This window comes from Meridianimarinicoccus zhengii (genome assembly GCF_003254465.1).
Taxonomy (GTDB): domain Bacteria; phylum Pseudomonadota; class Alphaproteobacteria; order Rhodobacterales; family Rhodobacteraceae; genus Meridianimarinicoccus; species Meridianimarinicoccus zhengii.
Genome location: NZ_QDFI01000028.1, coordinates 1 through 12,524, shown reverse-complemented (window position 1 = coordinate 12,524; position 12,524 = coordinate 1). Strand labels below are relative to the sequence as shown.

Annotated in this window: 17 protein-coding genes and 1 pseudogene; 10 read left to right on the top strand and 8 right to left on the bottom strand. The window is 69.9% G+C overall.

Features of this window, described 5'->3' with window-relative positions:
• Positions 1 to 74: 74 nt before the first annotated feature.
• The gene (locus tag DDE13_RS10655; RefSeq protein ID WP_235868668.1) at positions 75 to 797 is read right to left on the bottom strand and encodes a M48 family metallopeptidase; all 723 of its coding nucleotides are present in this window, start codon (positions 795 to 797) and stop codon (positions 75 to 77) included.
• A 46-nt stretch (positions 798 to 843) separates the two neighbouring features.
• On the opposite strand from DDE13_RS10655, the gene DDE13_RS10650 reads away from it, so the two are divergent.
• Positions 844 to 1,230, top strand: coding sequence for a thiol-disulfide oxidoreductase DCC family protein (locus tag DDE13_RS10650; protein ID WP_111404067.1), 387 nt, complete (start codon positions 844 to 846; stop codon positions 1,228 to 1,230).
• Between the two features lie 55 nt (positions 1,231 to 1,285).
• Complete coding sequence (locus DDE13_RS10645) at positions 1,286 to 1,531, top strand: hypothetical protein (protein WP_111404066.1); 246 nt, start codon at positions 1,286 to 1,288, stop codon at positions 1,529 to 1,531.
• On the opposite strand, the gene DDE13_RS10640 is transcribed toward DDE13_RS10645, so the two are convergent.
• The gene (locus DDE13_RS10640) at positions 1,528 to 1,755 is read right to left on the bottom strand and encodes a DUF167 domain-containing protein (protein WP_111404065.1); all 228 of its coding nucleotides are present in this window, start codon (positions 1,753 to 1,755) and stop codon (positions 1,528 to 1,530) included. The genes DDE13_RS10645 and DDE13_RS10640 overlap by 4 nt on opposite strands.
• Before the next feature lie 83 nt (positions 1,756 to 1,838).
• Here DDE13_RS10640 and DDE13_RS10635 point away from each other — a divergent pair, with 83 nt between their 5' ends.
• The 3 genes from DDE13_RS10635 (at position 1,839) to DDE13_RS10625 (ending at position 3,705) form a co-directional block, all read left to right on the top strand.
• Entirely contained in the window at positions 1,839 to 2,417 is a 579-nt protein-coding gene (locus DDE13_RS10635) for a nitroreductase family protein (protein ID WP_111404064.1), read from the top strand.
• The gene (locus DDE13_RS10630; RefSeq protein ID WP_111404063.1) at positions 2,414 to 3,106 is read left to right on the top strand and encodes an EI24 domain-containing protein; all 693 of its coding nucleotides are present in this window, start codon (positions 2,414 to 2,416) and stop codon (positions 3,104 to 3,106) included. The genes DDE13_RS10635 and DDE13_RS10630 overlap by 4 nt, the downstream gene beginning before the upstream one ends.
• Before the next feature lie 95 nt (positions 3,107 to 3,201).
• The gene (locus DDE13_RS10625; RefSeq protein ID WP_111404062.1) at positions 3,202 to 3,705 is read left to right on the top strand and encodes a chlorhexidine efflux transporter; all 504 of its coding nucleotides are present in this window, start codon (positions 3,202 to 3,204) and stop codon (positions 3,703 to 3,705) included.
• Here DDE13_RS10625 and DDE13_RS10620 read toward each other — a convergent pair.
• The 3 genes from DDE13_RS10620 to purF form a co-directional block, all read right to left on the bottom strand.
• Positions 3,665 to 3,952 (bottom strand): DUF1467 family protein, encoded by a 288-nt coding sequence (locus DDE13_RS10620; RefSeq protein ID WP_111404061.1) that lies wholly within the window; start codon positions 3,950 to 3,952, stop codon positions 3,665 to 3,667. The two genes, DDE13_RS10625 and DDE13_RS10620, sit on opposite strands and share 41 nt — an antisense overlap.
• Positions 3,949 to 4,353 (bottom strand): methylmalonyl-CoA epimerase, encoded by a 405-nt coding sequence (gene mce, locus DDE13_RS10615; protein ID WP_111404060.1) that lies wholly within the window; start codon positions 4,351 to 4,353, stop codon positions 3,949 to 3,951. The genes DDE13_RS10620 and mce overlap by 4 nt, the downstream gene beginning before the upstream one ends.
• Before the next feature lie 153 nt (positions 4,354 to 4,506).
• Positions 4,507 to 6,003 (bottom strand): amidophosphoribosyltransferase, encoded by a 1,497-nt coding sequence (gene purF / locus DDE13_RS10610; RefSeq protein ID WP_394340298.1) that lies wholly within the window; start codon positions 6,001 to 6,003, stop codon positions 4,507 to 4,509.
• A gap of 243 nt (positions 6,004 to 6,246) precedes the next feature.
• Here purF and DDE13_RS10605 point away from each other — a divergent pair, with 243 nt between their 5' ends.
• Positions 6,247 to 6,951 carry an NlpC/P60 family protein gene (locus tag DDE13_RS10605; protein ID WP_111404058.1) on the top strand — a complete coding sequence of 235 codons (705 nt, stop codon included), beginning with the start codon at positions 6,247 to 6,249 and terminating at the stop codon, positions 6,949 to 6,951.
• Positions 6,952 to 6,973: 22 nt separating this feature from the next.
• Here the strand turns inward: DDE13_RS10605 and DDE13_RS10600 are convergent, their stop codons facing one another.
• From DDE13_RS10600 to DDE13_RS10590, 3 genes are all read right to left on the bottom strand, one after another.
• Positions 6,974 to 7,534, bottom strand: a complete 561-nt coding sequence (locus DDE13_RS10600; RefSeq protein ID WP_111404057.1) for a CvpA family protein — start codon at positions 7,532 to 7,534, stop codon at positions 6,974 to 6,976.
• A 21-nt stretch (positions 7,535 to 7,555) separates the two neighbouring features.
• Entirely contained in the window at positions 7,556 to 8,926 is a 1,371-nt protein-coding gene (gene radA, locus DDE13_RS10595; protein WP_111404105.1) for a DNA repair protein RadA, read from the bottom strand.
• A gap of 188 nt (positions 8,927 to 9,114) precedes the next feature.
• On the bottom strand, positions 9,115 to 9,687 hold the full coding sequence (locus tag DDE13_RS10590; protein WP_235868667.1) for a biotin transporter BioY: 573 nt from the start codon (positions 9,685 to 9,687) through the stop codon (positions 9,115 to 9,117).
• Positions 9,688 to 9,796: 109 nt separating this feature from the next.
• Here DDE13_RS10590 and DDE13_RS10585 point away from each other — a divergent pair, with 109 nt between their 5' ends.
• From DDE13_RS10585 to DDE13_RS10570, 4 genes and pseudogenes are all read left to right on the top strand, one after another.
• On the top strand, positions 9,797 to 10,453 hold the full coding sequence (locus DDE13_RS10585; RefSeq protein ID WP_111404103.1) for an SDR family NAD(P)-dependent oxidoreductase: 657 nt from the start codon (positions 9,797 to 9,799) through the stop codon (positions 10,451 to 10,453).
• A 179-nt stretch (positions 10,454 to 10,632) separates the two neighbouring features.
• A complete protein-coding gene (gene surE, locus DDE13_RS10580; protein WP_111404056.1) occupies positions 10,633 to 11,418 on the top strand; it encodes a 5'/3'-nucleotidase SurE in 786 nt (261 codons plus the stop codon).
• Complete coding sequence (locus DDE13_RS10575) at positions 11,415 to 12,068, top strand: protein-L-isoaspartate(D-aspartate) O-methyltransferase (RefSeq protein ID WP_111404055.1); 654 nt, start codon at positions 11,415 to 11,417, stop codon at positions 12,066 to 12,068. The genes surE and DDE13_RS10575 overlap by 4 nt, the downstream gene beginning before the upstream one ends.
• Before the next feature lie 72 nt (positions 12,069 to 12,140).
• Positions 12,141 to 12,524: pseudogene (locus tag DDE13_RS10570) on the top strand (peptidase M23); the annotation flags it as partial.

The window sequence follows — 12,524 nt, the reverse complement described above, 5'->3', positions numbered from 1 at the left end:
CCGGGCTGCGATGGCGGATTGCCCGGCCAGCCTGTCGCCCCGCTTCCCCCCGCGCCTTGATCCAGATCAAGCCGCTATTGCACCGACAGCCGCGCCGCCGTGTCGCGCACGACCTGCTGGCGAGCCGCGTTCGGGGGGTGCGAACCGAGGAACCGGTCCCCCGGATCGGGGATCCGCGCGAAGAACGCCGCCCCCTGCACCGGGTCGAAACCCGACCGCGCGGCGATGACCGTGCCAAGCGCATCGGCCTCCAGCTCGAACTCTTTCGAGAACACGCGCGATCCCGCCTGCGCACCAAGCCGTTGTGCCGCCTCGACGCTGGACGGATCGCCGCCCGACGCCGCGATCACCGACCCGATCAGCACGGCGCCCCAGACCGCGCTGGCCTGCTGGCGGTCGAGGTGGCCCTCGATATGGTGCGCGGCCTCGTGCCCCAGCACGAAGGCGAGTTCATGGGCATTGCGCGTCTCGCGCACCAGCGGGCCGGTGACGATCAGGATGGGTCTTCCACGGTCGTCGCGGGTCTGGAACGCGTTGGCGGGCACGCCCGGCCGGTCGTCATAGATGATGCGGAAATCGCAGTCCCGCACGGTGCCCCGGCGGCGGCACAGATCCTCGGCCACCGGCTCGACCCGCGCCACGACCTGGGCGAAGGGCAGCTTGGCCCCCGGCGCAACCGTGGTCCGGGCGGCGACGGGCGCGGCTTCACGCGGCGGCGGCGGGGCCTGCACGGCGCATCCGCCCAACAGAACCGCTGCCGCCAGCCACGCCATCCCGTTCCGCCATCCCGTCGCCAACGCCGGTCTCCGCTTGTCTTGTCCCATAGCACCCTATCTAACGCCCATGACCGCATCCACAATCGTCATCTACAACGCCAACTGCCCGATCTGTTCGCGCGAGATCGCGGGCTACCGGCGGTACTGCGACGCCCGGGCGCTGCCCGTGGCGTTCCGCGATCTCGACCGCACCGATCTCGGCGCGCTCGGCCTGACGCCCGAAGACGCCGCCCAGCGGCTCCACGTGATCGACGACGGCACGCTTCTGGCGGGCACCCCCGCCTTCCTCGCGCTCTGGTCGGCCATGCCGCGCTTCCGCCCGCTGGCGCGCATCGTGGCGCTGCCGGGTCTGCGCCAGTTCGCCACGCTGGTCTACGAAGGGCTGGCCGCGCCCGCGCTTTACGCCCTGCACCGCCGCCGGGTGCGCCGCGCCGCCGCGCAAGCGGGCCGTTGAGCCGGGCGCGCCAATCCCCTAGCCTCCGGTCAGACCCCGCAGCAGAGGCGCCCCCATGTTTTCCATCGAGCACGATTTCGACGCCACCGTCATCACGCTGGTCGATGACAGCGCGGCCCCCCTGTCCGAGGACATCACCGTGCAGGCCTTCGAGGATTGCGTGACGGTCGAACAGTTCGACCCGCGCCGCGACGACACGCTGCGCATCACCTTCACGCTATCGCAGGTGCGCGACCTTGCCGCGGCGCTCAACCTGCCCGAAGGCGTCTACCGGCTGACCCCGAACAAGCCCGTGCGCTAATCCAGCACGAACACCTTGTCCCGCGCCTTCGCCCCGCGCCACAACCGCAACCGCGACGGCGCTACGCCCAGGTGTTCCGCCAGTAGCGCGCGCACCGCCGCGTTGGCCTTGCCCCCTTCCGGCGGCACCGTCACATGGGCGCGCAAGGCCCCGTCCGGCCCGACCTCGATCCGCGCGCGCGCCGCGCGCGGCGTGACCCGCACCGCGATCCGTCTGCCGTCCATCGCAGCCCCCTTGCAGACCCCTTGCAGCTTGGGCCCCGATGGCACAGGTCTACCCGGACAGACCCCGCAACCGAAAGCCCGCCATGCCCGACCCGAACCCCGCCGCGCTCGATTTCCTGCTGAACCGCCGCTCGCGCCCTGCCAAGACGCTCGGTGCGCCATGGCCCGGCCGCGCGGACCTGCGACCGATCCTGACCGCCGCCGCACGTACGCCCGACCATGGCAAGCTGGAGCCGTGGCGTTTCATCGTGCTGGGGCGCGACGCCAACGACCGGCTGGCCGATGCCGCCCACGAGATCGGCACCGCACAGGCCCGCCCGCCCGAGGATATCGCCAAGTTCGCCGACCAGTTCGCGCGCTCGGGGCTGTGCGTCGCGGTGATCGCGTCGCCGAAACCCTCCGACAAGATCCCCGGGATCGAGCAGACCCTGTCGGCGGGCGCGGTCTGCCTGTCGCTGCTGAACGCCGCGCTCGCGTCGGGCTGGGGGGCCAACTGGCTGTCGGGCTGGGGCGCGCACGACCCCGATTTCCGCGCCCGCGCGCTCGGCCTCGCGCCCCATGAAACCGTCGCGGGCTTCATCCATGTCGGCACCGAAACCAGCGCCCCGCCGGACCGGCCACGCCCGGATCTCGACGCCATCACCGACTGGCGCGACACGTGATCTTCGCCGCCATATCCCGCGCGCTCGCGCAGGCGGGCGACCCGACCTTCCGCGGCGTGCTGCTGCGTGGGCTCGGGCTGACGCTCGCGCTGCTGGTGGCCATGGCGGCCGGGATGGGCTGGCTGGTCGGCTGGCTCGTGCCCGATACCGTGTCCCTGCCGCTGGTGGGCGAGCTGACATTCCTCGACAGCCTTGCGTCGGGCCTGTCCGTGTTGGGGGTGCTGGCGCTGTCCACCGTGCTGATGGTCCCGGTCGCGTCGGCCTTCACCGGCATCTTCCTCGACGATGTCGCGGCGGCGGTCGAGGCACGCCACTACCCCGACGCCACCGCACGCCCCGCCGCGCCGATCCTGTCGGCCATCGCCGACAGCCTGCGGTTTCTCGGCGTGATCGTTCTTGCGAACCTCTGCGCACTGGTGCTTTACCTGATGCTCCCGCCCGCGGCCCCGCTGATCTTCTGGGGGCTGAACGGGTTCCTGCTGGGGCGCGAGTATTTCATGCTCGCCGCGCTGCGCCATCTGGACGAACCCGGCGCCCGCCGCCTGCGCCGCCGCCATGGCGGGCGCATCTGGCTCGCCGGGGCGATCATGGCCGTGCCGCTGACCGTGCCGGTGCTGAACCTCGTGGTGCCGGTGCTGGGCGCGGCGACGTTCACGCACCTGTTCCACCGGCTCGACGCGCGGGGCTGACCGGCCCGCCGGGTCCGGATATCCCGACCTGCGCACCCGGCGCAAACGTGCGCCGCGATACGGAAAATCATCCGCAACTCGCCCAATAGGCGGGCATGCCATGCTCAACGCGCCCCGAAAACGCCCATCTGCTGCGCCCGCTGCAGGAACGCATCGCGCAGACGCTGCTGTTCGAACTCGGCGGCCTCGCGCTGGTGTTGCCCGCCTATAGTGCCATCACCGGGCACGGCACCGGCGAAAGTGCGGCGCTCATGGCCATGCTGGCGCTTGGCTGTCTTCTGGCCGGGCCACTGCACAACGCGGTCTATGACCGGATCGACCTGCGCCGGACCGGGCGCACCGCCTGCCAGCGCGGCCCCCGCGCGCGGCTGGCGCACGCGATCAGCCACGAACTGGCGCTCACGGCGGTGGGTATCCCGATCCTGATGGGGCTGGGCGGGCACGGGCTGTGGGACACGCTCGCGCTCAACGCAATGCTCACGCTGGCCTATACCGCATGGGCCGCAGTGTTCTACCTCGCGTGGGATCGTGCGCGGCCCATCGCGGGGTCCGCCCCGATCACTCCGCCCGGAAGCTCTCGGGCCCCATCCGCCCCATGATGTCGATGTCGCGCACGGTAATAGCCCCTGACAGGATCGTGCCGCCGATGACGATCCACAGACCCACCGCCCAGTATGTCGTCAGCCGCGCCCGGCGCCACATCTGCGGATTCGATGGGGCCGACGCATGGGTGCCCGGCACGATCTTCCCCTCGTCGCCCTGCGTGGTCAGGCGCAGGGGCAGCACGACGAAGAACACCATGAACCAGATCACGGCGAACAGGACGATGGCGGAGGTGACGCTCATACCTGCTCCAGTTCCACGAGACAGCCGTTGAAATCCTTCGGGTGCAGGAACAGCACCGGCTTGCCGTGGGCGCCGATCTTCGGCTCGCCGTTGCCCAGCACCCGCGCGCCCGTGGCCGCCAGATTGTCGCGCGCAGCGATGATGTCGTCCACCTCGTAGCAGATGTGATGGATACCGCCCGCCGGATTCTTTTCAAGGAACCCCTTGATCGGGCTGTCCTCGCCCAGCGGATACAGCAATTCGATCTTGGTGTTCGGCAGTTCGATGAACACCACCGTTACCCCGTGGTCCGGTTCGTCCTGCGGCGCGCCCACCATGGCCCCCAGCGCATCGCGGTACTGCGCCCGCGCGGCCTCCAGGTCCGGCACGGCGATGGCGACATGGTTCAGACGACCGATCATGGAAAACTCCCCTGTGGCTTGCGCCCGGTTATCCCGCGCCGCGGCGCGGCGGGCAAGGCGCCTGCCCCGGCCCAAAGGTCGCATGGCGCAAAGGCGGGGTCATCTTCTGTCCGGAAATATCCCCGCCGGAGGCATGAACCCGCCGCGCAGCTGCTATTCCGCCGCTGTCTTCAGTTCGAACCCGCGCGCGATCATGTCGGCAGGTACCACCGGGTAATCGCCAGAAAAGCACGCATCGCAATAGCGCGGCGCCTTGGGGTCGCGCCCGCCTGCTTCGCCCACCGCGCGGTAAAGCCCGTCGAGCGAGATGAAACGCAGGCTGTCCACGCCGAGGTAATCGCGCATCTCGTCCTCGGACATGTTCGCCGCCAGCAGCTTGCCGCGTTCCGGCGTGTCCACCCCGTAGAAACAGGGCCATGCCGTGGGCGGCGACGCGATCCGGAAATGCACCTCGGCCGCCCCCGCATCCAGCACCATTTCCTTGATCTTGCGGCTGGTGGTGCCGCGCACCACGCTATCATCCACAAGGATCACGCGCTTGCCCGCCACCAGCGCGCGGTTCACGTTCAGCTTCAGCCGCACGCCCATGTTGCGGATCTGCTCGGTGGGTTCGATGAAGGTCCGGCCCATGTACTGGTTGCGGGTGATCGCCAGCGTGAAGGGCAGCCCGCTTTCGGCGGCATAACCCACCGCGGCGGGCGTGCCGCTGTCGGGCACGGGGATCACCATGTCGGCGTCGACCGGGGCTTCCTTCGCCAGTTCCACCCCGATGGCGCGGCGCGTCTCATAGACCGACCGCCCGCCGAGGATGGAATCGGGGCGCGAGAAATAGACATGCTCGAAGATGCAGAACCGCCCCGCCTTGCGTTCGAACGGGAAATAGCTCTGCACCTCGTCGCCCGAGATCACGACCATCTCGCCCGGTTCGATCTCGCGGATCAGTTCCGCCCCGATGATGTCCAGGGCACAGGTCTCCGACGACAGCGCATAGCCGTCGCCCACGCGCCCCAGCACCAGCGGCCGCACGCCAAGCGGATCGCGCACACCGATCAGCTTGGTGCGCGTCATCGCCACGACCGAGAACGCCCCCTCCACCCGGCGCAGCGCGTCCTTCATCCGCTCGGGGATGTCGCGCTGCAGCGACCGCGCCATCAGGTGGATGATGCATTCGCTGTCGCTGCTCGACTGAAAGATCGACCCGCGCTCGATCAGCTCGCGCCGCAGCGCATCCGCGTTGGTGATGTTACCGTTATGGGCGATCGCCGCCCCGCCCATGGAGAACTCGCCGAAGAACGGCTGCACGTCGCGGATCTGCGTGTTGCCCTTGGACCCCGCCGTCGAATACCGCACATGCCCGATCGCCAGCGACCCCGGCAGCGTGTCCATCACCGACTGCTTGGTGAAACTGTCGCGGATATAGCCGAAGCGGCGCACGGAATTGAACCCGAACTCCGGGTGATGGCTGACGATCCCGCCCGCCTCCTGCCCGCGATGCTGAAGCGCGTGCAGCCCGAGCGCCACGAAATTCGCGGCCTCGGATGTGCCGATCACCCCGAAGACGCCGCACTCCTCGCGCAGCTTGTCGCCATCGGGGTCGAACGGGTGGCGGGGCAGGTTACGGGGTCGATCGTCGTGCGGCGGCACGGACAGGGCATCATGCGACACGGGCGCAGGCTCCGATTCCACTGGGGACGGCGCACCCTTAACCCAATGCCCCGGCGCTGTCACGAAACGATCACATGGCGGCGGCATCGGCGCGGCCCGCGCACAGGCACCGCCGCCCGCCTGCGCAGGATTTCCGCACCTGCGCAAATCTTGGAACTGCGTTAAGCTGGCGGCGTTAACCACGTTTTGACCGGCATGTTTCGACCGGCTTACCGACAGGAGGGCGCCATGACCCCAGACGATTGGAAGAACGTGCAGCGGCGGCTGGTGAAGCTCGGCTTCAACCCCGGCCCCATCGACGGGATTCGCGGTCGCATGACCGTGGGCGCGGTCAAGCGGTTCCAGGAATCCCGCGGGCTGGTGGCCGACGGCATCGTGGGGCCGCGCACCCGCGCCGCGTTGTTCGGACCGGACGCCCCCGGCGAACGCCCCGCCACCGACGACATGCCCTGGTATGCCGAGGCGATCCGCCTCGTCGGCACGCGCGAGATCGCCGGGTCGAAATCGAACGAGGTCATCCTCGCGATGGCCGACACGATCGACATCGACTACAGCGGCGACGACATCCCGTGGTGCGGGCTGTTCGTGGGCCATTGCATCGGGTCTTCGCTGGGCGACGAACCCCTACCCGCCAACCCGCTCGGCGCGCGGCAATGGCTGCGCTTCGGCGAGGACTGCACCCCGCAGGTCGGCGCGGTGCTCGTGTTCTGGCGCGGCAAGAAAAGCGGCTGGCAGGGCCATGTCGGCTTCTACCACGGCGAGGACGCGACCCATTACCACGTGCTTGGCGGCAACCAGTCCGACAGCGTCAACGTGATGCGGATCGACCGCAAGCGGCTTCTGGGCGCGCGCTGGCCGCTGACCGCCGGGCGTCCGCTCGGGCTGGTGGCCGAAGGCGACAGCGACGCGAAGGTGTCCACCAACGAGGCGTGACCGCCCCAACAGGCACCGGCGCTTATGCGTCGGTGCCGCAGCTGCCCACCAGCTCCTCGTAGCGCAGCAGGATCCAGCCCGGCGCATCCTCGGGCACCCAGGCGTTCAGATCGCTCGACACGCTGTCGAAAACCTGCACGGTGCGGCTGTCCTCGATCATCTGCACCGGGCTTCCGGCGACCACGCGGTCATAGACCACCAGCGCCACGGCCACCAACAGGATGCCCCGCAGCGCGCCGAAGACGAATCCCAGCCCCTGGTCGATCCCCCCCAGCGCGGACCGCTGGACCACCGTCGAAAACAGCGGCGTGAACAGCGACACGACCACCAGCGCCAGCGCGAAGACGACCGAGAAGGCGGCGATGATCGACAATTCGCACGACCCGCGCAGGAAATCGCCGACATAGGGAATTTCCTTCACAAGCGGCTCGGCCTGTGCCGCGAACAGAAACGCAAGGATCGCTGCCGCGACCCAACCCGCGATGGCCATCCCCTCACGCACGAAACCGCGGGAATAGGCCAGAAGCGCCGAAACCACGATGACGGCCGCAACCACCCCATCCACAACGGTGAAACCGTCCATCACCTTCTCCCTTGCACCGCGCTAACCGGCCCCGAAAATATCACCGACAAAGCCGGTCAGATCGGCCTGCGGGGACAGTTGCATCGCGGCACTCGCCACGCCCTTGCCCCCCGCGGGCAGGATCGCCTTGGAAAAACCAAGTTTCTCCGCCTCTTTCAACCTGTTTTCCGCCTGCGTGACGGGACGGACCGCGCCGGACAGGCTGATCTCGCCGAAAACCACCGTCTCGGGCGGCAGGGCGATGTCCTCGCGCGCGGACAGCAGCGCCGCGGCCACCGCCAGATCCGCCGCAGGCTCGGACACCCGCAACCCGCCGGCCACGTTGAGATAGACGTCGAGCCCCGCGAAGGGGATGCCCGCGCGCGATTCCAGCACCGCGAGGATCATCGCCAGCCGCCCGCCATCCCAGCCCACGACGCTGCGGCGGGGGGAGCCATGGGGCGCGGGCGCGATCAGCGCCTGGAATTCGCAGAGCACGGGCCGCGTGCCCTCGATCCCCGCGAACACCGCCGACCCGGCGGCAGGCGAGCCCCGGTCGGCGAGGAACAGCGCCGACGGGTTGGCGACCTGCGCCAGCCCCTTGCCGGTCATCTCGAACACGCCGATCTCGTCCGCGGGGCCGAAGCGGTTCTTGACGCTGCGCAGGATGCGGAACGGATGCCCCCGTTCGCCCTCGAAATAGAGCACCGTATCGACCATGTGCTCGACCACGCGCGGCCCGGCGATCTGGCCGTCCTTGGTCACGTGCCCGACCAGCACCACCGCGATCCCGCGCCGCTTGGCGAAGGTCGTCAATTCATGCGCCACCGCGCGGACCTGCGACACCGACCCCGGCGCCGAGTCCACGGTATCGAGCCACATGGTCTGGATCGAATCGACGATCACCAGCGCCGGGGCCTCCGTCTCCAGCGTCGTCAGGATATCGCGCAGGTTCGTTTCCGCCGCCAGCCGCACGGCGGCATCGGCCAGCCCCAGCCGCGCGGCGCGCATCCGCACCTGCGCGGTCGATTCCTCGCCCGAGACATAGACGGTCGCCAGACCCCGGCGGGAAAACGCCGCCGCCGCCTGCAGCAGCAGCGTCGATTTCCCGATGCCGGGATCGCCGCCCACCAGCGTGGCCGAGGCAGGCACCAGCCCGCCGCCCAGCACTCGGTCCAGCTCCGCCACCCGCGACTCCGTGCGCGGCGGCGGCGCGTCCTCGCCCGTCAGCGGCACGAGCGCCACGGCCTTGCCGCGCACCAGCCCGCCCGCGCCGCGCCCCGGTCCGGGCCCGGCAGTCAGCGGCTGGTCCTCGACGATGGTGTTCCATGCACCGCAGGCGTCGCAGCGCCCGGACCACTTGGCATGGGCCGCGCCGCAGGCGGTGCAGGTATGGGTCATCGGTTTTGCCATGGTCCCCGCCATGCCCCAGCCGCGGACAGGCCGCAAGCCCGCGCCGAAGGCCGACACGGGTCATACGGGAGTCATATGAAATTCATATGCGACTCCTACGGGACTCCTACAGGTCTCCTACACGTTTCCGACACGAAAAAGCCGCCCCGAAGGGCGGCCCGTTCCGGTCAGGACTGTACCAGTTCGCGTCAGCCGCGCGCCTTCAGCGCCTGCCAGCCGCCCGCCGCGATCATCGCCGCGACGCCCGACTTGACCAGACCGCCCAGCAGAAACGGCAGCGCGCCCGCCGCGATGGCGCCATTCAGATCGAGCGGCGTGATCGCCCAAAGCCATGCCACACCCGGCACGAACAGCAGCGTCGCGGGGATCAGCGCGGCGGCGAACAGGCGCAGCACGCCCTGCCCCAGCCCGCGCTCCACCAGCCAGCCGGTGAGCCAAGCCATGCCAACGAAACCAACAAGATAGCCGCCCGTCGGCCCCATCATGTAAGCCGCCCCGGCAGCCCCGCCCGCGAACACGGGCAGCCCCATGGCGCCCTGTGCGAGATAGGCGAGCAGCGTCACGGCCGCGAGCCGCGCACCATAGGTCAGACCGATCAGCGAGATCGCCAGCGTCTGCAGCGACATGGGCACCGGGTACATGGGCACCTCGGCCCGCGCGGATGCGGCCACCAGCAGCGACCCCGCCACCACGAGCGCGATCTTCGCGCCAAGGCCGGATTGCGGCAGCACCGCCTGTGTCAATGTCTCGTTGCGGATCATGGCGCGCCTCATCTGTTGGTGTCACCGGCCTTTTTCGCGCACCCTCCCCGAAAGTCAAGCATCCCCCTTGCGCCATACCCGCGCGCCCGCCTAAGCGGACGCCATGGACATGACACAGACATCCCTTCCCGTGCTCGTCACCGGGGCCTCGCGCGGGCTCGGGGCGGGATATGCGCTGGCGCTGGCACGGCGCGGCTTTCACGTCATCGCCGTCGCGCGCACCGTGGGCGGGCTCGAAGACCTTGACGACCGGATACAGGCGGCGGGCGGGTCGGCGACGCTCGCCCCGCTCGACATCACCGACGCGGGCGCGATGCAGCACCTGTGCCGCCAGACCCATGACCGCTGGGGGCGCCTGCACGCCTGGGTGCACACGGCGATCCACGCCAGCCCCCTGACGCCCGCGCCGTCCATCGACGACAAGGACTGGGCCCGCGCTGTCGCCATCAATGCCGACGCCACGCGGCGGTTGATCGTCTATGTCGCCCCCTTGCTGGGGCGCGACGGGCGGGCGGTGTTCTTCAACGACCCGAACGCCAGCGGCAAGTTCTTCGGCGCCTACGGGGCCACCAAGGCCGCGCAGATGGTGCTGGCGCGATCCTGGGCCGCGGAGTCCGCCCGCATCGGCCCGCAGGTCGCGATCCAGACCCCGGCGCCCATGGCCACCGCCACCCGCGCCCGGTTCTATCCCGGTGAGGATCGGGCGGCGCTTGCCCATGCCGGGGACGAGGGCGAGCGGCTCTGCGCCGCGTGGCTGGCGGGCTGACACCGGGCCGCCGAGGCCGCGCGCCCCGACCGGGCCAACGCGCTGCACCGTCGGGTCCGTTGCGGGAACGCGCGGGCGGCGCCCCATGCCGCATCGCGGCGAGCGCTTGTCCCGGACCGGCGGAGAGACTAAGCACGCACACGACACCCCACCCGCGAAACGGCCCCCGGAGACCCATCATGCGCATCCTGCTGACCAATGACGACGGCATCAACGCACCGGGGCTGAAGGTGCTCGAAGCCATCGCCGCGGAGCTTGCAGGCCCGGATGGCGAAGTCTGGACCGTGGCCCCCGCGTTCGAACAATCCGGCGTCGGTCACGCGATCACCTTCAACCACCCCACGATGATCGCCCAGATCGACGACCGTCGCTTCGCCGCCGAAGGCTCCCCGGCCGACTGCATTCTTGCCGGCGTGCATGACGTGCTGAAGGGCGAACGCCCGGACCTTGTGCTGTCGGGCGTAAACCGGGGCAACAATTCGGGCGAGAACGTGGTCTATTCCGGCACCGTCGGCGGTGCGATGGAGGCGGCGTTGCAGGGCCTTCCCGCCGTGGCGCTGTCGCAGTTTCTCGGCCCGCGGACCCATGACCTCGACGATCCGTTCGAGGCCGCTGCGGCCCACGGTGCCGCCACGATCCGCCGCCTGCTCGACCACGCCATGTGGGACGACGCGGACTACCGCCTGTTCTACAACGTGAACTTTCCCCCCGTCGCCGCGGAGGACGTGAAGGGCCTGCGCGTAACGCGGCAGGGCTTCCGGCCCAACACCTTCTTCACCGTCGAACCGCATCTCGAGCCGTCGGGACGGCGGTTCCTGTGGGTGCGCGGGGCGGCGCAGGACGTGGACAGCGAACCCGGCACCGACGTGGCCGAGAACATCGCCGGGCACATCACCGTGACCCCGTTGCGCGCGGATCTGACCGCGCACGAGGTGCTGGCGGATCTGAAGGACCGGCTCGAATGACGGCACCCGATGAACGGCCCGCCGAAAAACTGGCGCAGTTCGTCTTCACACTCCGGTCCAAGGGCATCACCGACGACCGGGTGCTGACAGCGCTGGAAAAGACCGACCGCGCCGCGTTCATCCGCGGCACCTTCGCGCCGCGTGCCCATGACGACATGCCGCTGCCCATCGAATGCGGCCAGACGATCAGCCAGCCGTCGGTCGTGGGGCTGATGACGCAGGCCTTGCGGGTCGGACCGCGGGACACGGTGCTGGAGATCGGCACCGGGTCGGGATACCAGGCGGCGGTGCTCAGCCGTCTCGCGCGGCGCGTCTACACGGTCGAACGGTTCCGCCAACTGGCCGAGGCCGCACAGGCGCGGTTTCGCGCGCTCGACATGGCCAACATCACCGTCTTCACCGCAGATGGCAGCCACGGGCTGCCGCAGCAGGCACCGTTCGATCGCATCCTCGTCACCGCCGCGGCCGAGGACCCGCCCGGTCCGCTCTTGGCGCAATTGCGCACGGGGGGTATCATGGTCGTGCCGGTGGGCCAGTCCGACACCGTCCAGACGCTGGTCAAGGTCACCCGCACCGAGACCGGGTTCGAGTATGACGAACTCGGCGCCGTGCGTTTCGTGCCCTTGATCGAGGGGCTGGGCGATGGCTGATCCCGCCGGGACCGCGCATTGCAACCGAACCCGCCACAGAGCGGGGCATCATGAGGCACGCGAGAGATGACCATGGCCGATCCCGATCCGACCCGCGTCCTGCGCCGCATGGCGCCACTGGCGCTGGCCGCGCTGCTTGCAGGATGCAGCAGCCTGTCCCTGCCCGGCGGATTCGACCTCATCAGCGGGCCGCCCGAAACGGAAACGCGTGCGCCCACCGCGCCGCGCCCGGAACCCGATGCGCGCGGCGTGATCTCCTATCCGAATTACCAGGTCGCTGTGGCACAGCCTGACGATACGGTGCGCGCCATGGCCGGGCGGCTGGGGCTGGGACCCGACGCGCTGGCCGATGCCAACGGCCTGCCGGCCGATGCGCGGCTGCGCCAGGGCGAACTGCTGCTGCTCCCGTCACGCGTGGCCGCGTCCGGCGCGACCCCCGGCACCACGGGCGCGCCC